Origin of the sequence: Paraburkholderia sp. HC6.4b (genome assembly GCF_014200875.1) — a bacterium.
Classification (GTDB): domain Bacteria; phylum Pseudomonadota; class Gammaproteobacteria; order Burkholderiales; family Burkholderiaceae; genus Paraburkholderia; species Paraburkholderia tuberum.
Map to the genome: position 1 here is coordinate 107,194 of NZ_JACHDC010000021.1, position 19,402 is coordinate 126,595.

General features: G+C 66.2%; 17 protein-coding genes. 12 read left to right on the forward strand and 5 right to left on the reverse strand.

Annotated features, from left to right (window positions below; genetic code table 11):
• Nucleotides 1–7 precede the first annotated feature (7 nt).
• Nucleotides 8–139 carry a hypothetical protein gene (locus HDG34_RS39540; protein ID WP_260321381.1) on the forward strand — a complete coding sequence of 44 codons (132 nt, stop codon included), beginning with the start codon at nucleotides 8–10 and terminating at the stop codon, nucleotides 137–139.
• Nucleotides 140–217: 78 nt separating this feature from the next.
• Here HDG34_RS39540 and serB read toward each other — a convergent pair whose 3' ends face one another.
• Nucleotides 218–1,057: a phosphoserine phosphatase SerB gene (gene serB, locus HDG34_RS29300; RefSeq protein ID WP_184064961.1), complete on the reverse strand. Its 840-nt coding sequence runs from the start codon at nucleotides 1,055–1,057 to the stop codon at nucleotides 218–220.
• Between the two features lie 216 nt (nucleotides 1,058–1,273).
• Here serB and HDG34_RS29305 point away from each other — a divergent pair, with 216 nt between their 5' ends.
• The 4 genes from HDG34_RS29305 (at nucleotide 1,274) to HDG34_RS29320 (ending at nucleotide 6,976) form a co-directional block, all read left to right on the forward strand.
• A complete protein-coding gene (locus tag HDG34_RS29305) occupies nucleotides 1,274–2,509 on the forward strand; it encodes a cytochrome P450 (RefSeq protein ID WP_184064964.1) in 1,236 nt (411 codons plus the stop codon).
• A gap of 201 nt (nucleotides 2,510–2,710) precedes the next feature.
• Nucleotides 2,711–3,721 (forward strand): Ku protein, encoded by a 1,011-nt coding sequence (locus HDG34_RS29310; protein WP_184064967.1) that lies wholly within the window; start codon nucleotides 2,711–2,713, stop codon nucleotides 3,719–3,721.
• A gap of 48 nt (nucleotides 3,722–3,769) precedes the next feature.
• Complete coding sequence (ligD, locus tag HDG34_RS29315) at nucleotides 3,770–6,586, forward strand: DNA ligase D (RefSeq protein WP_184064970.1); 2,817 nt, start codon at nucleotides 3,770–3,772, stop codon at nucleotides 6,584–6,586.
• Nucleotides 6,587–6,673: 87 nt separating this feature from the next.
• Nucleotides 6,674–6,976, forward strand: coding sequence for a hypothetical protein (locus HDG34_RS29320; RefSeq protein ID WP_184064973.1), 303 nt, complete (start codon nucleotides 6,674–6,676; stop codon nucleotides 6,974–6,976).
• A 22-nt stretch (nucleotides 6,977–6,998) separates the two neighbouring features.
• On the opposite strand, the gene HDG34_RS29325 is transcribed toward HDG34_RS29320, so the two are convergent.
• Nucleotides 6,999–7,967: a LysR family transcriptional regulator gene (locus HDG34_RS29325; protein ID WP_184064976.1), complete on the reverse strand. Its 969-nt coding sequence runs from the start codon at nucleotides 7,965–7,967 to the stop codon at nucleotides 6,999–7,001.
• A gap of 112 nt (nucleotides 7,968–8,079) precedes the next feature.
• Between HDG34_RS29325 and HDG34_RS29330 the strand changes: the two genes are divergently transcribed.
• On the forward strand, nucleotides 8,080–9,096 hold the full coding sequence (locus HDG34_RS29330) for a zinc-binding alcohol dehydrogenase family protein (RefSeq protein WP_184064979.1): 1,017 nt from the start codon (nucleotides 8,080–8,082) through the stop codon (nucleotides 9,094–9,096).
• A gap of 233 nt (nucleotides 9,097–9,329) precedes the next feature.
• Nucleotides 9,330–9,878, forward strand: a complete 549-nt coding sequence (locus tag HDG34_RS29335) for a DUF6013 family protein (RefSeq protein WP_184064982.1) — start codon at nucleotides 9,330–9,332, stop codon at nucleotides 9,876–9,878.
• Nucleotides 9,879–9,947: 69 nt separating this feature from the next.
• On the opposite strand, the gene HDG34_RS29340 is transcribed toward HDG34_RS29335, so the two are convergent.
• Together HDG34_RS29340 and HDG34_RS29345 are read right to left on the reverse strand one after the other, a co-directional pair.
• Nucleotides 9,948–10,754 (reverse strand): ABC transporter permease, encoded by an 807-nt coding sequence (locus tag HDG34_RS29340; protein WP_184064985.1) that lies wholly within the window; start codon nucleotides 10,752–10,754, stop codon nucleotides 9,948–9,950.
• Nucleotides 10,751–11,491, reverse strand: coding sequence for an ATP-binding cassette domain-containing protein (locus tag HDG34_RS29345; protein ID WP_184064988.1), 741 nt, complete (start codon nucleotides 11,489–11,491; stop codon nucleotides 10,751–10,753). The genes HDG34_RS29340 and HDG34_RS29345 overlap by 4 nt, the downstream gene beginning before the upstream one ends.
• 174 nt (nucleotides 11,492–11,665) lie before the next feature.
• Here HDG34_RS29345 and HDG34_RS29350 point away from each other — a divergent pair, with 174 nt between their 5' ends.
• Nucleotides 11,666–14,158 carry an AsmA family protein gene (locus tag HDG34_RS29350; protein WP_184064991.1) on the forward strand — a complete coding sequence of 831 codons (2,493 nt, stop codon included), beginning with the start codon at nucleotides 11,666–11,668 and terminating at the stop codon, nucleotides 14,156–14,158.
• Between the two features lie 149 nt (nucleotides 14,159–14,307).
• On the opposite strand, the gene HDG34_RS29355 is transcribed toward HDG34_RS29350, so the two are convergent.
• On the reverse strand, nucleotides 14,308–14,799 hold the full coding sequence (locus tag HDG34_RS29355) for a hypothetical protein (protein WP_184033415.1): 492 nt from the start codon (nucleotides 14,797–14,799) through the stop codon (nucleotides 14,308–14,310).
• Between the two features lie 113 nt (nucleotides 14,800–14,912).
• On the opposite strand from HDG34_RS29355, the gene HDG34_RS29360 reads away from it, so the two are divergent.
• The 4 genes from HDG34_RS29360 (at nucleotide 14,913) to HDG34_RS29375 (ending at nucleotide 19,400) form a co-directional block, all read left to right on the forward strand.
• On the forward strand, nucleotides 14,913–15,188 hold the full coding sequence (locus tag HDG34_RS29360) for a hypothetical protein (RefSeq protein ID WP_184064994.1): 276 nt from the start codon (nucleotides 14,913–14,915) through the stop codon (nucleotides 15,186–15,188).
• Nucleotides 15,185–16,795: an ATP-binding protein gene (locus HDG34_RS29365; RefSeq protein ID WP_184064997.1), complete on the forward strand. Its 1,611-nt coding sequence runs from the start codon at nucleotides 15,185–15,187 to the stop codon at nucleotides 16,793–16,795. The genes HDG34_RS29360 and HDG34_RS29365 overlap by 4 nt, the downstream gene beginning before the upstream one ends.
• An 80-nt stretch (nucleotides 16,796–16,875) precedes the next feature.
• Nucleotides 16,876–17,367, forward strand: coding sequence for a response regulator (locus tag HDG34_RS29370; protein WP_184065000.1), 492 nt, complete (start codon nucleotides 16,876–16,878; stop codon nucleotides 17,365–17,367).
• A 59-nt stretch (nucleotides 17,368–17,426) separates the two neighbouring features.
• Complete coding sequence (locus tag HDG34_RS29375; RefSeq protein WP_184065004.1) at nucleotides 17,427–19,400, forward strand: response regulator; 1,974 nt, start codon at nucleotides 17,427–17,429, stop codon at nucleotides 19,398–19,400.
• The last annotated feature ends 2 nt before the right edge of the window (nucleotides 19,401–19,402 follow it).

Consider the following 19,402-nt stretch of genomic DNA (forward strand, 5'->3'; position numbering starts at 1 on the left):
GGAGCTTATGAAACAATTTATCCTGTCATTGGAAATAGGCAAAAATCACGATCGCATCATGAAGGGCGTGTTGATCTTCAGCATCCTGATTTCCATCGGCATGTTCGCGCTGTTCCTGCCGGCCATTTTCAACAGATAACGCAACGGTTCGCGCGGCTCGCTAGCGCGTCGGTCGTTGTGCCAACGCGAGCGATAACGGATCCCTCGAGCGCCAGCCTCAAACCAACCGCAGCAAACCGTCCAGTCCAACGAAATTGAACGACACGCTGGCTGCTTCCCGCACCACCGGCTTCGCCCGGAATGCAACGGAGAGTCCCGCTTCGGCCATCATTTTCAGGTCGTTTGAGCCGTCGCCCATCGCAATTGCGCGCGACGGTTCGATGCCGAGCGTCGCGCAGGTTTCGCGCAGCGTGCGCGCTTTCACGTCGGCATTGACGATCTCGCCCACCACATTGCCGGTCAGCTTGCCGTCGATGATTTCAAGCGTGTTCGCGCGCGTGAAATCGAGCCCAAGGCGCGTCTTCAGCTTCGCGGTGAAGAACGTGAAGCCGCCCGACACGAGCAGCGTTTTCAGGCCCGCCTGTTTCGCGCCGGCCAGCATGCGTTCGGCGCCCGGCGACAACCGCAGCCGCTCCTCGTACACGCGCTCGAGCGCGCTGGCGTCGAGCCCTTTCAGCAGCGCGACCCGACGAATCAGGCTCTCGTTGAAGTCCTTGATCTCGCCGCGCATCGCAGCCTCGGTGATCGCCGCGACTTCGGCTTTGAGCCCGCAGAAATCGGCGATTTCGTCGATGCACTCGATCGTGATCAGCGTCGAATCCATGTCCATCGCGACGAGGCCGAAGTCGCTCAACTGGCGGCCGGTTTCGACAAACGCGTAATCGAGTCGATGCGCATAGCAATACGCTTCGACGTCAGCGCGTTGCGCGAGGTTCGCGTCGGCGATGCGAATCGCGTGCTCGTCGATGACGGCGGCGTGCGAGCCGCGTGCGAGCGCGACGAGCGTTTTGTGGTGGTCGGCGGAAAGGGGGGCGACGCTTTGAATGACGAGGTTCATGGACGACCGGTGACGCAGGAAGAAAGAGGCGCGTGGCGCGCGGAAAATCCCGCTATTGTATCGGTTCTGTGCGTTGGCCCGTCGCAGGCGGCTGGTCGTCGCGTTGGCTGAAGCCGGCGATCGGCGCATCGCCGTAACGGAGCAGGCCGAACGAATACGGTCACACGAACCCACCACCCCACACGGGCGCAACAAGACGCCCCACGGAGACAACGCATGACCCCGGCAACCGCCAGCGAGGCATCCTCCCTTGCCCGCGACTTCGATCTGCGTCATCTGAGCCCGGCGTTCTACGCCGATCCCTATCCGGTCTATCACGCACTGCGCAGCTATGAGCCAATCCGGCGCATGCCCGACGGCTCGCTGTTCCTGACGCGCTTTCGCGACGTGCAGGCGGTCTACCGCGACCCCAAGACCTTCAGCTCCGACAAGACCGTCGAGTTCCGCCCGAAATACGGTGACTCTCTCCTCTACGCGCATCACACCACGAGTCTCGTGTTCAACGATCCACCGCGCCATACGCGGGTGCGCAAGCTGATCGCCGGCGCGCTGACCGCGCGCGCGATCGCGGCGATGGAGCCCGCGCTGATCCGGCTCGTCGACGGCCTGCTCGATGCGGCCGCGCAGCGCGGGCGTATCGATCTGATCGGCGAATTCGCGGCGGCGATTCCGGTCGAGGTCATCGGCAATCTGCTCGACGTGCCGCACGATGAACGCGCGCCGCTGCGCGACTGGTCGCTCGCGATACTGGGCGCGCTCGAGCCGTCGCTGACCGACGCGCAGTTCGAGCGCGGCAATCGCGCGGTCAGCGAATTCGTCGACTATCTGCGCGGCCTCGTCGCACGGCGCCGCCGCGAGCCGGGCGATCCGCAGCACGACGTGCTGACGCGGCTGATCCAGGGGCAGGGGCCGCACGAGCAGCTATCTGAAGCCGAACTGCTGCAGAACTGCATTTTCATCCTGAACGCCGGGCACGAAACGACCACCAACCTGATCGGCAACGGTCTCGTCACGCTGAGCGAGTGGCCTGACGAGCGTGCCGCGCTGCTGCGCGAGCCGGAGTTGATCGGCACCGCGGTCGAGGAGTGCTTGCGCTTCGAGAGTTCGAACCAGCTCGGCAATCGCATGGCCACCGTCGATACCGAGATCGGCGGCGGCGCGCTCGCGCGCGGCACGCCGGTCACGCTGTGCATCGGCGCGGCCAATCGCGATCCCGAGCAGTTTGCCGAGCCGGACCGCTTCGATATCCGCCGCGACCCGAACCGGCATCTCGCGTTCGGGTTCGGGATTCACCAGTGCGCGGGTCTGTCGCTGGCGCGGCTGGAGGCGCGGATTGCGATCGGGCGCTTCGTGCAGCGCTTCCCGGCGTATCGCGTCGATGGTGAGCCGACGCGGGGCGCTCGCGTGCGGTTTCGCGGGTTTGCGTCGGTACCGGTCCTGCTCGAGCCTTGATGCGGGCGCCGCGTAGACCGCGCGCACCAGGAAAACCGTAGGTTTTGCCGCCTCGTCGCAAGACTTACAACGCCATGACAGCACGCCGCCGAGCTGAACCGCTCCTGCTTTACGCGTGGCAGCAGTATCGAGCGCGCCGAAACGCGGGCACGCTTGCTGCTTCGCCTGATATCTCAGGGCCATGGGACAGGGGAGCGCGCGATGGCACACATGATCTGGAAGGGCGCAATCAGTTTCGGGCTCGTCCACGTACCGGTGCAGCTTTATCCGGCGACGCAGTCGGAGAAGGTCGGCTTCAATCTGCTCGACAAGCGCACGATCGATCCGATCGGCTACAAGCAGTTCAACAAGAGGACCGGCAAGGACGTGACCCGCGACAACATCGTGCGCGGCTTCGAGTACGAGAAGGATCACTACGTCGTGCTGTCGGACGACGAAATCCGCTCGGCGAACCCCGAGTCGACGCAGACGGTCGACATCCTCGCGTTCGTCGACGCCCCCGACATCTCGTTTCTCTATCTCGATACGCCGTATTTCCTGACGCCCGACCGCAAGGGTGAAAAAGTCTATGCGCTGTTGCGCGAGGCGATGACGGCGTCGGGCAAAATCGGCGTCGCGAGTGTCGTGCTGCACAACAAGCAGCATCTGGCGGCGCTGATTCCGCTCGGTCCGATGCTCGCGCTGAACACACTGCGCTGGGCCGACGAGGTGCGCAATTTCGACGAATTCAACGTGCCGCCCGAAGGCATGAAGGCCGCCGGCGTGTCGGCGAAAGAACTCGACATGGCGAAAAAGCTGATCGACGACATGAGCGAGACGTGGGACCCGATGCAGTATCACGATACGTTTCGCGACGACATCATGGCGCTCGTCGAGCGCAAGATCCAGGCGGGCAAGACCGAGGAGGTCGTCGAGGTCGAAACGCCGCACGAGTCGCGCAAGTCCGCCGACATTCTCGACCTGTCCGATCTGCTGCGCCGCAGTCTTGGCCGCGGCAAGGGCAAGCAGGCCACCACGGGCCGCAAGCGCGCCGCCGACGAGGACGAGGATCAGAGCGATAGCGAGGCCGAGTCCGATGAAGAGGCGGCCGCGCCCGCGCGCAAAAAGCCGCGCGCGGCAAGCACGGCGCGCAGTCGCAGCGGTAGCGGCGGCAGCGGGCGCGCGACGTCGAAAACCGCCGCAACTTCCCGCAAACGGCGCGCGGCGGCCTGAGCGCGCGGCCGAGCCGTCTATGGCACCAAACGCACCGGAGTCATCGCCATGAACGACCGACTCGACCACTATCATCGCAAGCGCCGCTTCGAGGACACGCCGGAGCCGGCCGGCGCGACGACCCGCAATCGCGCCGCGAGCAAGACCGGCAAGCGCGCGACGCATGCTGCGCCCGATACGCTCTCCTACGTGATCCAGGAGCACGACGCGCGGCGTCTGCACTACGACTTCCGGCTCGAACTGAACGGCGCGCTGCTGTCGTGGGCGGTTCCGAAGGGGCCGAGCCTCGACCCGTCGGTCAAGCGGCTCGCGGTGCACGTCGAGGACCATCCGGTCGAATACGGTACCTTCGAGGGCGAGATTCCGCCCGGCAACTACGGCGCGGGAACCGTGATCGTGTGGGATCGCGGCACGTGGGAGCCGGCGGGCGGCGCGGCCGAAGCCGCGCGGTCGTACGCGGCCGGCAAGCTCAAGTTTCATTTGCACGGCGAGAAGCTGCATGGCGGCTGGACGCTGGTACGGAGCCACATGCGCGGCAGCGGCGACAAGGAGCAATGGCTGCTGATCAAGGAGCGCGACGAGGAAGCGCGCGACGAAAGCCACTACGACGTGCTGAAGAAGCTGCCGGGCAGCGTGCTGGCCGACGGGGCTTCGAAAGGCAGGAAAACGAAGCAATCGAAAGCGCAGACGAAAACCTCGCGCGACGGCAAGGCCACGAGCGCGGGCAAGCCGGCGAAATCCGCATCCTTGCGCCGCGCAGCCGATCCCAAACGCCCCGACATCGTCGCGACGCGCAGCGCGCAGTCGCTACGCGAACTCGCCGCGTCGCCATCGATCGAAGGCGCGGTCGCAGCGGCCTTGCCCGCGAGCCTGAAGCCGGAGCTGGCGACGCTCGTCGACAGCGCGCCGCCAGGCGATGACTGGCTCTACGAAGTCAAGTTCGACGGCTACCGCGTGCTTGCGCGCATCGACCACGCGTCGAAAGCGAAGGGCGGTCCCGTCAGCGTTTTCACGCGCAACGGCAACGATTGGACCGCAAAGTTCAGCAAGCAGATCGAGGCTCTCGCGGCACTCGATGTGCAAAGCGCGTGGCTCGACGGCGAGGCGGTCGTGCTCGATGAACGCGACGTGCCGAACTTCCAGTTGCTGCAAAATGCGTTCGATGCGCATCGCCCGCAGGACATCGTGATCTATCTGTTCGATCTGCCGTTTCTGAACGGCTACGACCTGCGCGACGTGCCGCTCGAACAGCGCCGCGCGATTTTGCGGGCGCTGCTCGAAGGCGTCGACGATCGCGTGCTGCGCTTTTCGAACGACTTCGCGTTCAGCGCCGACGAGCTGCTCAAGAGCGCGTGCGACATGGCGCTCGAAGGCATCATCGGCAAGCGGCGTGACAGCAGCTATGTGTCGGGCCGCTCGCCGTCGTGGATCAAGCTGAAGTGCCGGCGCCGCCAGGAGTTCGTGATCGGCGGCTATTCGGAGCCGGGCGGCAGCCGCTCGGCGTTCGGCGCGCTGCTGCTCGGCGTCTACGACGCCGATGGCCGGCTGCAGTACGCAGGCCGCGTCGGCACGGGCTTCGACGCCGCGCTGCTGCGCTCGGTCAAACAGGCGCTCGACGCGCACGCGAGCAAGCGCATGCCGTTCGCGAGCACACCGCGCGAGCGCAGCCGCACGCCCGTGCATTGGGTCGAGCCGGTGCTCGTTGCCGAATGCAACTTCGCCGAATGGACGGGCGACGGCATCGTGCGCCAGGCGTCGTTCGTCAGCCTGCGCGACGACAAGCCGGCCCGCCAGATCGTCAGGGAAACCGCCCGACAAGGAGTCGACGTGCAACAGCAAACCGAAACCGCCACCGCCGATACGCCACGAACAGACGCGCCGAAAAAGCGCGCAACCAGCAAGACCGCCAGTGCCGCCAGGGCCGCCGCCAAGGAAAGCGCGCCCGCCCGAACCACGGCAACACGCTCGCGTGCACAGGGCGAAATCGCCGGCGTGCGCATCTCGCATCCCGATCGCGTGATCGACAAGAGCAGCGGCGCAAGCAAGCTCGAACTGGTGCAGTACTACGAATCAATCGCCGAATGGATGCTGCCGCATCTGCGCGAGCGGCCCGTCGCGCTGGTGCGCGCGCCCGAGGATATCGGCGGTGAGCTGTTCTTCCAGAAGCACAGCCAGAAGCTGTCGATTCCGCACGTCACGCAGCACGAGGGACTCGATCCGGGCCATCCTCCGCTGATCACGATCGACACGCTCGCCGCGCTGGTCGGCGCCGCGCAGATGGGCACCGTCGAGTTTCATACGTGGAATGCGGTCGCGTCGAATATCGAAAAGCCCGATCGCATGGTCTTCGATCTCGACCCGGACCCGTCGCTCGGCTGGGAGCGCATGGTCGAGGCCGCGCAACTGACCCGCTCGCTGCTCGACGAACTGGGCCTGAAGTCGTTCTGCAAGACGAGCGGCGGCAAGGGCTTGCACGTGGTCGTGCCGCTCGCGAAGCAGGCCGGCTGGGACGAAGTGAAGGATTTCTCGCAGGCGGTCGCGCAGCACATGGCGACGACGCTGCCGCAGTACTTCAGCGCCAGGATGGGCGCGCAGAATCGCAAGAAAAAGATTTTCATCGACTATCTGCGCAACAACCGTGGCTCGAGCACGGTGGCCGCATTCTCGGCGCGCGCGCGGCCGGGGCTCGGGGTGTCGGTGCCGCTCGCGTGGGACGAACTGGAGAGCACGACGAGCGGCGATCAATGGGGCATCCGCAACGTCCACGAGCGCGTGGACGGCCTCGGAAGCGACCCGTGGGCCGGCTACGCAAAGACGCGTCAGCGCATCACCGCGGCGATGAAAAAGCGTCTGGGCGTCGCGTGATGAGCGCGCGTCCGGGTGGCTGAATCCAACCCGCGAATGCGCCGTGCGTACTTGGCGCGCGAACGCGCTTCGCGAAGGAGCAATGCAATGAAGACCCTGCCGCAATCGACCGATGGCGACCCGCAAGCCGACCCGCGCGCGAACAAGGACCCGAAGTCGTTGCAGGAAGCCGCGGCGCCGCTGCCGCATGAAGCCGACCAGCATCCCGAGTCGCAGCACGAGGACGAGCCGCGCCATGTCGGCAAGCAGGCACATGACGACATCGCGCATGGGCAGCAGGATACCGACCGCCGCGGCGGCGGCGAGTATCAGCAACGCACGCAGAACGACGCGCATGCCGACGTAAACTCGGATCGCAAGCAGGGCGGCGCAAAGGTCGGCGAGCGCTGACGCGGCGTAGCGGGCATCGCGTCTACGCGCCCGCCAGGCCAACCGGCTCGCGATCCCAGTACGGCGGATCGCCAAAATGCGCGGCGACGAAGTCGATGAAGGCGAGCGTCTTCGGCGGCACGAACGCGCGGCTTGGGTACACGGCCCAGATCGCGACGTCGTCCGCGAGAGGATAGCTGTCGAGCACGCTGACGAGTTTGCCGCTGCGCAGATAGGGCGCCACGTCCCATGTCGATTTCAGCGCGATGCCGAAGCCCGCGAGCAGCGCGTCGCGAATCACCTCGCCGTTGTCGGTGACGAGGCGGCCGCTCACGCGCACGTCGAGCGGACCGGCGGGCGTCACGAAGCGCCAGTCGCGCTGCGCCGACAGGATGATGCACTCGTGCCCCGCGAGATCCGACGGATGATGCGGCGTGCCGCGCGCGGCCAGATAGGCGGGGGCCGCGCACAGCACGCGGCGGTTGACCGCGAGCCGCCGCGCGACCAGCGACGAATCCTTCAGCACGCCGACGCGAATCGCGACATCGATTCCCGCGTCGACCAGATCGACCACCTGATCGGTCAGGCGCAGATCGACGCTGACCCCCGGATAGCGGCGCAGAAACTCGCTGATCACCGGCGACACATGCTGACGCCCGAACGACGACGGCATCGACACGCGCAGCCGTCCCTGCGGCTCGGCCTGCGCGCGGCCGACCGATGCGCGCGCTGCGGCGGCCGCGTCGAGCAGCGCCTCGGCGCGCGTCATGAACACTTCACCGTCCTGGGTGAGGCTGATGCGGCGCGTGGTCCGATGCAACAAACGCGCGCCGAGGATCTTTTCGAGTTGTGCGATCCGCGCGCTCGCGACCGCCGCCGACAAACCGAACTCGCGCCCGGCCGCCGACACGTTGGCGAGCAGCGCGGCACGCACGAACAACGCGACGTCGAGCAGATCGAGCCGTTCGCGTTCGCTGGGCACGGACCGGCCGGCCGGGCTTGAATCGTCCATTATTCTGAAAAACCAAAAAATGTTTCAGTGATTATGACTGTTTTATCAGAATAAGAACCATCCTACGATACGAGTCATACGTGCACATCAACCGAATCCACAAGGAGCAGCCATGAAAGCCGTAGGACTCTACCGTTATCTGCCCATCGATCACGCCGAAGCGCTCGTCGACGTCGAGATCCCGAAACCCGAAGCGACCGGCCGCGATCTGCTGGTCAAGGTCGAAGCCATTTCCGTGAACCCGGTCGACACCAAGGTGCGCGCGCCGAAAGACATCGTCGAAAAGACGCCGCGCGTGCTCGGCTGGGATGCGGCCGGCACTGTCGTCGCAGCTGGCCCCGAGGTCACGCTGTTCAAGGTCGGCGATCCGGTGTTCTATGCGGGCAGCATTACCCGGCCCGGGGCCAATAGCGAGTTTCATCTGGTGGACGAACGGATCGTCGGACACAAGCCGGCGTCGCTCGATTTCACGCACGCGGCCGCGCTGCCACTGACCGCGATCACTGCGTGGGAAGCATTGTTCGATCGCCTCGGCGTATCCCCTCAGGGCGCCGACGCCGGCCGTACGGTGCTGATTTTCGGCGGCGCGGGCGGGGTCGGCTCGATCGGCATCCAGCTCGCGAAGCAGCTCGGCAAGCTGCAGGTGATCGCGACCGCGTCGCGGCCGGAATCGGCGAAATGGGCACGGGAGCTCGGCGCGGATCACGTCGTCGATCATTTCGGCGATCTGCCCGCGCAGATGAAGGAGATCGGCATCGAGCAGGTCGACTACGTGCTGATCTTCAACGACACCGACCGTAATTTCCCGGCCGCCGCGCAACTGATCAAGCCGCAAGGCGGCATCTGCACGATCGTCGAGAACAGCGCCGCCGTGCCCGTCGAATTGCTGAAGGCGAAGAGCGCCGCGTTTCACTGGGAGTTCATGTTCACCCGCTCGATGTTCGGCACGACCGACATGATCGAGCAGCACAAGCTGCTGACCGAGGTCGCGCGGCTCGTCGATGCCGGCACGTTGCGCACGACGCTCGGCCAGGACCTCGGCCGCATCAACGCGGAGAATCTGCGTCGCGCGCATGGGTTGCTCGAAGCAGGACGCGCGATCGGCAAGCTGGTGCTGACTGGCTTCTGAGATGAAATCGACGCGCAGAAAGCGCGTCGCCGCAAGCGGGTTAACACCCGGGCCGACACGACACGCGCGGCAGCGCGCTTGGCGTTAGACTGACGACGCAGCATGCCAAAACGGTTGCGTGTCTTGCGGCGAGGCCAGCCGGTATGAACCGGCCGGCCCTCGGCAGTGCGTGAACAGTGCACAGGCAGTCGCGTCGACGCGAGCGCGCAGCGGCACAACAACGAGGTGACAGTATGAGCTTCAGCTTCAAACTCTCCGCCGTTTCCGTTGTCGCTTCTCTCGCCTGCGCGCTCGTGCCGGCTGCTCGCGCAGCCACGCCGATCACGGTGACCAACAAGGCCCCGCTCGACGGTCCGATCCGCTACACCGTTCGCGTCACGTCGAAACAGTTCGGCAATTCCCAGGAGACCCGCACGATCCGCTCGGGCGAATCGGACGACTTCACGTGGAAGACCGTGCCGCCCGGCGGTCCGGTGGCCGCGACGGACGCATGCCCGGACTATGCGTCGCTGCCGGTCGACGAGAATGGCGCGATGATCCGCCAGACGCAAATCCGCTTCTCGCCGGTGGTGTCGAGCGACGGCACCGCGGCCGTCCAGCTGAGCTTCCAGGCGCAGACGCCGCATGGCGTGAAAACCGTGACGAGCGGCGGCAAGACGCTCAAGTGTCCGAACGATGTGAGCGTGAGTCAGATCGTGCGTTTCACGATGCCGGTCAACGGCACGACGAAAACGCTGACGCTGACCGACGGCACGGAGATCGCCGTCACCGCGAAGCGGTGAAGGTTCGAGCGTGCGGCATGATGGCCGCGTGCGCGAGCGTAGCACGCGCTAGCGCGTCATCCCTATGCGTCATCCTTTGCGTGCCTCACGCTCGACGAGCCGCGTCGGCAAGAACTGATGCTCGGCCGAAAAGAGCCGCCGGTACGTGAGCAGCACCGCGCCCACGGTCCCCAGCGCCGACGCCGCCGCGATCAGAAACATGATGACGATCTGATAGCGCACCGCCTGCAATGGCGACTGCCCGGCCAGCACCTGACCGGTCATCATGCCCGGCAAACTGACGACGCCGACCACCGCCATCTGGTTCAACGTCGGCATCATGCCGGCGCGCACCGCCTGGCGCGCCGGCGCCTGCGCGGCCTCCCAGCGTGTCGCGCCGAGCGCGAGCGCCATGTCGACGCGGTCGCGCCGCGCGGTCAGCTCCTCGGTCATCCGCTCGATGCCGAGCGATACACCGGTCAGCGTGTTGCCGAGGATCATGCCGAGAATCGGAATCGCATATTGCGGCGCGTACCACGGATGGATGCGGATCACGACGAACAGTCCCACCGCGGCCACGAGCCACGAGCTGACCCAGATCGACAGCACGCTGTCGGCGCGTTGTCCGGCATAGGTGTGGCTGCCGCGCTGCGCTCCGGCGAAACCGGCGATCAGCGTCATCACGATCATCAGCGGCAGCACCACGTACCAGCGAGCGAAACTGAACACCCAGCCGAGCACATAGCCGATCGCGAGCAACTGGACCACGGTGCGCAGCGCCGCCCATGCGAGCTTGCGCTCGAGATCGAGCTTCAGCGCGACCGACACCGCGCCATTCACGACGATCAGCAGCGTCGCGATCGCGACGTCCCATAAACTCAGATTCTGCAGGCTCATTGGCGGGGCTCCCGACGCTGGTCCGCGGGAGCGCGTTGGTCCGCATCGCGCCGCACGCAAGTGTGTTCGGCCAGTACGCCGGCGCGCATCGTCAGATGCCGTTCGCTCATGCGTGCCGCCTGCTCGACATCGTGCGACACCCACATCGATGCGTGAGCGCCCGGCGCGGCATCGAACCACGCCTGCACGAGCGCTTCGATCGCGCGCGACGACGCCGGATCGAGCGAGGCGGTCGGCTCGTCGAGCAACAGCACTTCGGGCGCGAGTTGCAGCACGCGGATCAGCGCGGCGATCTGCGCTTCGCCACCCGATAATTCGCTTGCGCGCTTGCCGAGAAAGTCCTCGCCGCGGCCGGCCTGCATCGCAAGCCTGGCCGCGCGCGTGCGATCGAAGCGCGCGTCGCGATATGCCCGCAGCTCAAACGGATAGCGCAGATTGTCTTCGACGCTGCCGTCGATCAGCGCGGGCCGCTGCCGGATATACGCGATTGCGCGCCGGTAGCGCGGAATCCGCGCACGCTCGAGCGGCGCGCCATGCCACAGGATGCGCCCCGCATCGACCGGATCGAGCAGCGCGAGCGCGCGCAGAAACACGCTCTTGCCGGAGCCGGACGGTCCGGTAATCGCGACGCGCTCGCCGGCGCGCAGGGCGAAGGTGGTCGGCTGCAACAGCGTCTGGCCGCGCTGCGCATCGCGCCGTACGATGCCGTCGGCGAGGACGAAGGGAACATCGGTCATGGTTGGAACGCCGTGGGGAGGGAGGGTGTGCCGGTGGGGCTGTCGGTAAAGCGTGCGCCATGATAAAGCGACGAGGCGCAACAGCGCACGACCGACGCGGCGATTCATGCTCGCGCGCCAGGTACGATAACTGCTGCACGGTGCACAACGTGGAACAACACGCGGAGCTTTTCAATGGCAGGGTCGAGCGGCACCGGACGACGGGTCGGAAAAATCTTTGCATGGCTGCTGGCGGCGCTCGTGATCCTGATCGTCGCGCTCGTGATCTTCATCCTGAGCTTCGACTGGAACCGCGCGCGGCCTTACATCGACGACAAGGTCAGCCAGGCGATCGGGCGGCCGTTTGCGATCAACGGCGACCTGAAGGTGGGCTGGCGTCATGCGGTCGGCGAGACCGGCTGGCGCGGCTGGGTGCCTTGGCCGCGCTTTTCGGCGGCCAACATCACCATCGGCAATCCCGACTGGACCAAACAGCCGCAGTTCGCGACGCTCGACGAAATCGACTTCGAGGTCGAGGTGCTGCCGCTGCTCGCGCACGACATCGTGATTCCGGCGATCAACCTCGTGAATCCGTCGGTCGATCTGGAACGTCTTGTCGACGGGCGCAATAACTGGACCTTCAAGCTGCCGTCGTCGAGCGGACCCACCGAGTGGAAACTCGATCTGCACGATATCGCGTTCGCGAAGGGCAACATCGCGCTGTCGGATCAGCAGAAGAAGGTCGAGGTGCAGATGGTCGTCGATACGCTCGGGCAGCCGATCCCGATCGGCGACGCGCTGAAGCAGCAGGAAGCGGCCTCGCGCAGCGCGTCGGCTCAGGCCGTCGGCCGGGCGGGCGCGCGCCAACTCGCCGCGCAGGCCGAGGCAGAGGCGGCCTCGGAGGCGAAGGCGGCTTCCGCAGCGGCGGCTTATGAAGCGGCGGCGCAGGCATCGGGCGCGTCGGGCGCATCGGGCGCATCCGCAACGTCGGGCGTGGCCGCGAGTTCCGGCGCGCTCGCGACGAGCGGCGCCGCCGCACCGGCCGAAACCACCAGCGGGAGCGCCAGCCCGGCCGCGGCTGTCTCGGGGGCGAGCGGCACCGCACCTGGCGCCCGGCGCGCGACGCCGCTTTATGCGATCGGCTGGACCGTCAAGGGCACCTACAACCGCACGCCGGTGTCGGGCAACGGCAAGCTCGGCGGCGTGCTCGCGCTGCAGGACGCGAACCGGCCGTTCCCGGTGCAGGCCGATGTCAAAGCCGGCGATCTGCATATCGCCTTCGTCGGCACGCTCACCGATCCGGCGCATCTCGGGGCGCTCGATCTGCGTCTCTGGCTGCAGGGCAACAGCATGGCGCGCCTGTATTCGCTGACCGGCGTGACCTTGCCCGAGACCCCGCCGTACGCGACCGAGGGTCGTCTGATCGGTCAGTTCAAAGCGAGCGGCAACGTGTTCACGTATGAAAACTTTACAGGCCGGGTCGGCGGCAGCGATCTGAACGGTTCGTTGACCTATACCGGGCGCGAGCCACGTGCGCTGCTGCGGGGCGAACTCGAGTCGCATCTGTTGCAGTTCTCGGATCTGGCGCCGGTGATCGGCGCCGATTCGAACGCGAGCAAGGCGAAGCGTGGCGACACGGCCCGTCAGCCGAGCGATCGCGCGCTGCCCGTGGAGGAGTTCCGCACCGACCGCTGGAAGGCGATCGACGCCGACGTTAAGTTCACCGGCCGGCGCATCATCAAGAACACGAACCTGCCGATCACGGATCTGTACACGCACGTCGTGATGACCGACGGCGTGCTGTCGCTCGTGCCACTGAAGTTCGGCGTCGCGGGCGGCTCGCTCGCGTCGGACATTCATCTCGATGGCAGCGCGGCGCCGTTGAAGGGGCGCTTCGCGATGTCGGCGCGGCATCTGAAGTTGAAGCAATTGTTCCCGAGCTTCAAGACGATGCAGAACGCGCTCGGCGAGATCAACGGCGATGCGTCGCTGTCCGCGACCGGTAATTCGCCGGCGGCGCTCGCGGCGACTTCGAACGGCGAGTTGAAGGCGCTCGTGACCGACGGCACCGTGAGCCGTCTGCTGATGGAGGCGGCGGGGCTGAACGTCGCGAACGTCGTCTATGAAAAGCTGTTCGGCGCGCGCGACGTGAAGATCAACTGCGCGGCCGCCGATTTCGTCGCGACCGAGGGCGTGCTCGAAGCGCGCGTGTTCGCGCTCGATACCGGCGACGCGGTGATCAACATCGACGGTCACGTGAATCTGCGCGACGAGACGATGGACCTGGGCGTGCATCCGCATACGAAGGGCTTCCGGGTCTTTTCGCTGCGCTCGCCGCTGTACGTGAAGGGCACCTTCAAGGATCCGCACGTCGGCGTCAATGCGGCCGCGCTCGCGTTGCGCGGCGGCGCGGTGGTCGGGCTCGGGCTGATCAATCCGTTCGCGGCGCTGATCCCGCTGCTCGCGCCGAGCAACAACAAGCCGCTGCCGTGCGCGCAATTGCTCGCGCAAGCGCGGCAGATGCCGAAGGCGCCGCCGCCGGGCGTCAAGCAACAGCCGAAGGCGCCGATATCGCTCAAGGGCGCGCCGGTCAACAAGTCTTCGGGCGGCGCGTCGTCGCCAGCCGCGGTGGATCGTAAGCCCGCGACGCAGTCGCCGGCGAGCGCGGCCGAATACAAGGGCGGTTGAAGCGCGGCGAGCGCGTCGATGATGCGATCGCCGAATCAACGGCATGATGCCGCGTGAGGAACTGCGCGCGGTTGCCGTCGAGCCAGGGTTTCGATGAAGCGAAGGGAACGACCTGTCAGCAGCCCTGAACTTCAGGGCGCCCGATTGGCCTATCTGAGCGAACGTGGTGTTGCATCGCCCGACGCATCCTGGCGACGCACGCCGCGCCGGGTACCGATTCGTGTCGCGCCGAACTCCGTCAGAATCTTGCCGCGCGCACGGCTCGCGAACACGAGGAAGCCGAAGCCGTCGGCCTCGTACCAGTAGCCGCCGTTCTCGAGACCATCGAGCGGCTGCTCCAGCGCGTTGGTAATGGATTCGAGGCAGCGCCGCCGCAATTCGGCTGGCGCGGGGTAGGGCGGCTGTGCGCCGCGCACACTGCATAGAAGCACGTCGAGTCCGGGCAGCACGTGTGCATAGAGCACCGGTTCGTCCTGCGCGCGAGCCCGCGCAATCTTGGTGTCGAGTTGACCGAACGGCTTGAAATGCCGCAGAACCGCGAGGAACGACTCGTCGCCGTCCACCTTCGCGCGTCTACGCTTTTTCGGGAAGGACATAAAAATTCGCCTGAAAAAGAATTGCAAGAATCGCTGCGTCCTCATGCGACCACTCCCGGCTTTCGCGCGCCGCACGTCGATGTTTTATAGCATACGACAAGGCCGGATTCACGATGATTCGACGCTACCGCATCGCCCCACCGCCTCCCGCACGAATCATGCCGAACCGCCTCGCCGCGCGCATTCGCATCCCAGCACACCTTGTCTCCATCATAGACGCAGGCGGCGCGGAAAAAACATCCCATCCCAATAAAAAAGTCATTTTTGTGTGGTCGAGCGCTTGCTGGCGCGTCGTTGAAATATCTCTGATTCACGTCGATAATGGCCCGTCCAGCCGCGCGGCGCCCGCCTTGCAGGGCGCGACGGGTGCGCGCGAGCCCCGCCGTTCGAGTGACAGCCTGAACCACAGCCTGAACGCCCTGACGGAACCATGAAACTATTCACCAAAGGTCTGCTGCTGATCGCGATACCGAGCGTGGTCGAACTCGCGCTGCTCGGGGTCGTCTTCGATACCCAGGAGCGGACCGCGCAGGCCGCGCGATGGGTCGACAACAGCAAGCAGATCCTCTACGAGTCGTCGGCCATCGTCGATCCGCTGCTGCGTCAGGCCGCGCGCGTGCGCACGGCGATGGTGACGGGCAGCGCCTCGCTGATCGACCGCCATGCGGTGTGGGTCGACCTGAATGACCGGCTCGCGAAGCTCGATGCGCTCGTCGCCGAAACGCCGGCCCAGGCCGAGCGTGTGCGCAGCATGCGGCGCGCGATCGACGCGTATCGCGAACAGAGTGTCGCGATCTCGCAGGCGTTGCACGAGGGGCGCAGTCTACGCCCCTATATCGCGCTCGAAACCGGCGAGTTGCCGGAGCAGATCGCCGTGTTCCGCGACGAGTTGGCCCAGTTCGGCGCGGCGGCGTCGGAGCTCGACGTCGAGCGCTCGAGCGCGCTCGGCGAGCGGCGCGAGCTTCAGCAGCGCGCGCTGATCGCCGCGGTGTTCGGCTCGATGCTGATCTGGGCGGTCACCGCCTTCGTGTTCGCGCGCGGCATCGGCCAACGCCTCGAAGTGCTGACCGATAACGCCGAGCGGCTCGGCAGCGGCCGGCCGCTCGCGGCGCCGTTGTCGGGCAGCGACGAAATCGCCGCGCTCGACACGGTGCTACATCAGACCGATGCGCGTCTGCGCGAGGCGGAAGCCGGGCAGGAAGCGCTGAAGACGGAGCTCGAAGCACGCGCGCGCGAACTGGCGGCCGTCAATGAGGAATTGCGCCAGGAAACGCAGGACAACGAGATGTTCATCTACAGCGTGTCGCACGATCTGCGCTCGCCGCTCGTCAATCTGCAGGGGTTTTCGAAAGAGCTGCACGTGTCGTGCGACGAACTCGACGTGCTCGTCGGACGGGCTCGTCTGCCGGCGAATGAAGCACGGCGCATGACGCAGATCCTCGATGGCGACGTGCGCGAGTCGTTGCACTATTTGCGCACCGCGGTCGCGCGCGCGGCGGCGATCATCGACGCGCTGTTGCGCATCTCGCGCGCGGGACGGCTCGAATATCAGTGGCAGCGGGTCAGCGTCGAGCGCGCGGTGGCGCGAGTCGTCGATGGGCTGCAAGGCACGATCGACCAGCGCGCCGCGAGCGTCACGGTGCGCGAGCTGCCGCCCGCATGGGGCGATCCGGCGGCGGTCGAGCAGATCTTCGGCAACCTGATCGGCAATGCGCTGACTTTCCTCGATCCGGCGCGCCGCGGGCGCATCGAGGTCGGCGCGCTCGCGCCCGAACCCGTCGACGAAAGCGAGCCGCGCGCGGTCCGTATGCGCATCTATTACGTCCGCGATAATGGGCTCGGCATTCCGGCCGTGTATCTGTCGAAGGTGTTTCGCGCGTTCCAGCGTCTGCACGGGGACGTCGCAAGCGGCGAGGGGATCGGCCTCGCGGTGGTGCGGCGCGCGGTCGAGCGGCACGGCGGGCGCGTCTGGGTCGAATCGGCCGAAGGCGCCGGATCGACCTTTTTCGTGGTGCTGCCCGAGCAGCCGGCGCGCCTCTGAGCGCGGCGCACGCCGGCGCGGGCACCGTCGCTGCCATTCTCCCGGCGGCATGGATGACGAATCGTTGGCACGGAGAGCCTATGAATCACGCGCAAGCGGTCAGCATCGTTCTGATCGAAGACGACGACGGCCACGCGACGCTCGTCGAGCGGAATCTGCGCCGCGCCGGCATTTCGAACGGCTTCGTGCGCTTTCGCGACGGCCAGCAGGCGCTCGATTACTTCTTCGGCCCCGCGGCCGCTGAGCCGTTGACCGACGCCGACGGCCATCCCTATCCGCCGCGCGAGAATCTGGCGAATTTCGTCGTGCTGCTCGATCTGAAGATGCCGCGCGTCGACGGCTTCGAGGTGTTGCGGCGTCTGAAGGAGGCCCCCGAGACCGCCGCCGTGCCCGTGATCGTGCTGACCACGACCGACGATCCGCGCGAAATCGCGCGCTGCTACGAACTCGGTTGCAACGTCTATCTCTGCAAGCCGGTCGAATACGATGCGTTCATCGAGGCCGTGCGTCGGCTCGGCTTTTTCCTGCAAGTGGTCAAACTGCCGCCGGGGCATCGGCTCGCGCCGCCTTGAAGCTGTCCGAAAGCCGTTCATGACAAGATGAGCACCGTACCGAGCCGGAGAGCACCTGCATGATCGAAGAAGTGTCCACGCCGCACGCCGCCTATGTGCTCGTCGTCGATGACGACGAGGGCATCTTGCGGCTCGCGCGCAAGTCGCTCGAACGCGCCGGCTGCCGGGTGACGATCTGCGCCGGCGTCGAGGCGGCCCGCGAGCGGCTCGCGAGCCGCGCCCCCGATCTGCTCGTGCTCGATTATCAGCTGAGCGGACCGGAGACCGGGCTCGATTTCTTCCGGCGTCTGCGCGCGGAGGGGGTGCGCATTCCGGCGATCCTCGTGACCGGCTTCACCGACGAGTCGCGCGTGATCGAGGCGCTGCGCGCGGGCGTGTCTGACGTGGTGCCGAAGTCCGGCGACTATCTCGACTATCTGCCAGAGGCCGTGGAGCGCGTGTTGTCGCAGGTGCGGCTGCAACGCGCGTCCGACGAAGCGCGGGTGCTGCGCGATCGCGAGCTGCATTACCGCACGCTGTCGGAGACGTTGCCGCATCTCGTGCTGACCTGCGACGCGGCCGGCGATTGCGACTTCCTGTCGAAGCAGTGGTACGACTACACCGGCTTGCCCGAACATGGCTCGCATGGTCTCGCGTGGCTCGAGGCCGTGCATCCCGACGACCGCGAGCAGATCCGGCAAAGCTGGCTGAAGGCCGTCGCGAGCCGCAGCGGCGACTATCGGCACGAGATGCGGATTCGCCGCCACGACGGCGAGTACCGCTGGTTCGACGTGCGCGTGGTCGCGATGCGCGATGCCGATGGCAACGTCAGCAAATGGTTCGGTAGCTGCACCGACATCCACTCGCAGCGCGAGGCGATTGAGGAGCGCGAGCGACTGCTCGAGTCCGAGCAGGCCGCGCGCCAGGCCGCCGAAGAAGCGAATCGCGCGAAGGACCGTTTTCTCGCGATGCTGTCGCACGAATTGCGCACACCGCTCACGCCGGTGCTCGCGGGTGCGAGCGTACTCGAGATGATCCCGGAACTGCCGGAGCAGGCGCGTGCGAGCGTGCGCATGATCCGCCGCAACGTCGAACTGGAGGCGCGGCTGATCGACGATCTGCTCGATCTGACGCGCGTCGCGAACGGCAAGCTGCGGCTGTCGCTGGAGACCGTCGACGTACACGAGGTGATCGACAGCGTGCTCGAACTCTTTCGCAGCGAAATCCAGGTCAAGCAGCAGGACGTGCATGTCGAGAAGCACGCGACGCATCACTACGTGCTCGCCGATCGCGCGCGGCTGCAACAGATGCTGTGGAACCTGATTCGCAATGCCGCGAAGTTCACGCCGGACGGCGGCCATATCTATGTGCGCACACGCGACGAACGCATGCAGGTGCAGATCTCGGTCGAAGACACCGGCATCGGCATCGAGCCGGAGCAGATCGGCAAGCTGTTCAATGCGTTCGAGCAGGGCGACCAAAGCATGACGCGGCAGTTCGGCGGCCTGGGTCTCGGTCTCGCGATCACGAAGGCTTTGACGGACGTGCACGGCGGCACCGTGACCGCGCGGAGTCCCGGTCCGCATTGCGGCGCGACCTTCACGATCACGCTGCCGACCGCCGCCGCGCGAGCCACCGCGCCGCCGGTCATCGTGCCGAGCAACATGCAGCCGGCGAGTTCGCTGTCCGTGCTGCTGATCGAGGACCATGCCGACACCGCCGACGTGATGGCCCAATTGATGCGCGGCTTGGGTCATCAGGTGACGGTGGTCGGGCGCGTCGACGATGCGCTTGCGGCGACGCAGTTGCACAGGTTCGATCTGGTTGTCAGCGATGTCGGATTGCCCGATGGCACCGGTCTTGATTTCGTCAAGGCGTTTCGCGAACATTCCGACGTGCCAGCCGTCGCGCTGACCGGCTTCGGCACCGACGAGGACGTGCGCCGCTGTTTGAGCGCGGGCTTTACATCGCATCTGACGAAGCCTGTCAATTTCGGCCAGCTCGAAGCGATGATCGAAAGCGCGGCGCAATTGAAGGCGCAAAAGGAAGGGTAAGG

Excerpts from the sequence above, each read along its gene's own strand:
- HDG34_RS39540 (WP_260321381.1), top strand. The coding sequence starts at position 8 with ATGAAACAATTTATCCTGTCATTGGAAATAGGCAAAAATCACGATCGC.
- serB (WP_184064961.1), bottom strand. The coding sequence starts at position 1,057 with ATGAACCTCGTCATTCAAAGCGTCGCCCCCCTTTCCGCCGACCACCAC.
- HDG34_RS29305 (WP_184064964.1), top strand. The coding sequence starts at position 1,274 with ATGACCCCGGCAACCGCCAGCGAGGCATCCTCCCTTGCCCGCGACTTC.
- HDG34_RS29310 (WP_184064967.1), top strand. The coding sequence starts at position 2,711 with ATGGCACACATGATCTGGAAGGGCGCAATCAGTTTCGGGCTCGTCCAC.
- ligD (WP_184064970.1), top strand. The coding sequence starts at position 3,770 with ATGAACGACCGACTCGACCACTATCATCGCAAGCGCCGCTTCGAGGAC.
- HDG34_RS29320 (WP_184064973.1), top strand. The coding sequence starts at position 6,674 with ATGAAGACCCTGCCGCAATCGACCGATGGCGACCCGCAAGCCGACCCG.
- HDG34_RS29325 (WP_184064976.1), bottom strand. The coding sequence starts at position 7,967 with ATGGACGATTCAAGCCCGGCCGGCCGGTCCGTGCCCAGCGAACGCGAA.
- HDG34_RS29330 (WP_184064979.1), top strand. The coding sequence starts at position 8,080 with ATGAAAGCCGTAGGACTCTACCGTTATCTGCCCATCGATCACGCCGAA.
- HDG34_RS29335 (WP_184064982.1), top strand. The coding sequence starts at position 9,330 with ATGAGCTTCAGCTTCAAACTCTCCGCCGTTTCCGTTGTCGCTTCTCTC.
- HDG34_RS29340 (WP_184064985.1), bottom strand. The coding sequence starts at position 10,754 with ATGAGCCTGCAGAATCTGAGTTTATGGGACGTCGCGATCGCGACGCTG.
- HDG34_RS29345 (WP_184064988.1), bottom strand. The coding sequence starts at position 11,491 with ATGACCGATGTTCCCTTCGTCCTCGCCGACGGCATCGTACGGCGCGAT.
- HDG34_RS29350 (WP_184064991.1), top strand. The coding sequence starts at position 11,666 with ATGGCAGGGTCGAGCGGCACCGGACGACGGGTCGGAAAAATCTTTGCA.
- HDG34_RS29355 (WP_184033415.1), bottom strand. The coding sequence starts at position 14,799 with ATGAGGACGCAGCGATTCTTGCAATTCTTTTTCAGGCGAATTTTTATG.
- HDG34_RS29360 (WP_184064994.1), top strand. The coding sequence starts at position 14,913 with ATGCCGAACCGCCTCGCCGCGCGCATTCGCATCCCAGCACACCTTGTC.
- HDG34_RS29365 (WP_184064997.1), top strand. The coding sequence starts at position 15,185 with ATGAAACTATTCACCAAAGGTCTGCTGCTGATCGCGATACCGAGCGTG.
- HDG34_RS29370 (WP_184065000.1), top strand. The coding sequence starts at position 16,876 with ATGAATCACGCGCAAGCGGTCAGCATCGTTCTGATCGAAGACGACGAC.
- HDG34_RS29375 (WP_184065004.1), top strand. The coding sequence starts at position 17,427 with ATGATCGAAGAAGTGTCCACGCCGCACGCCGCCTATGTGCTCGTCGTC.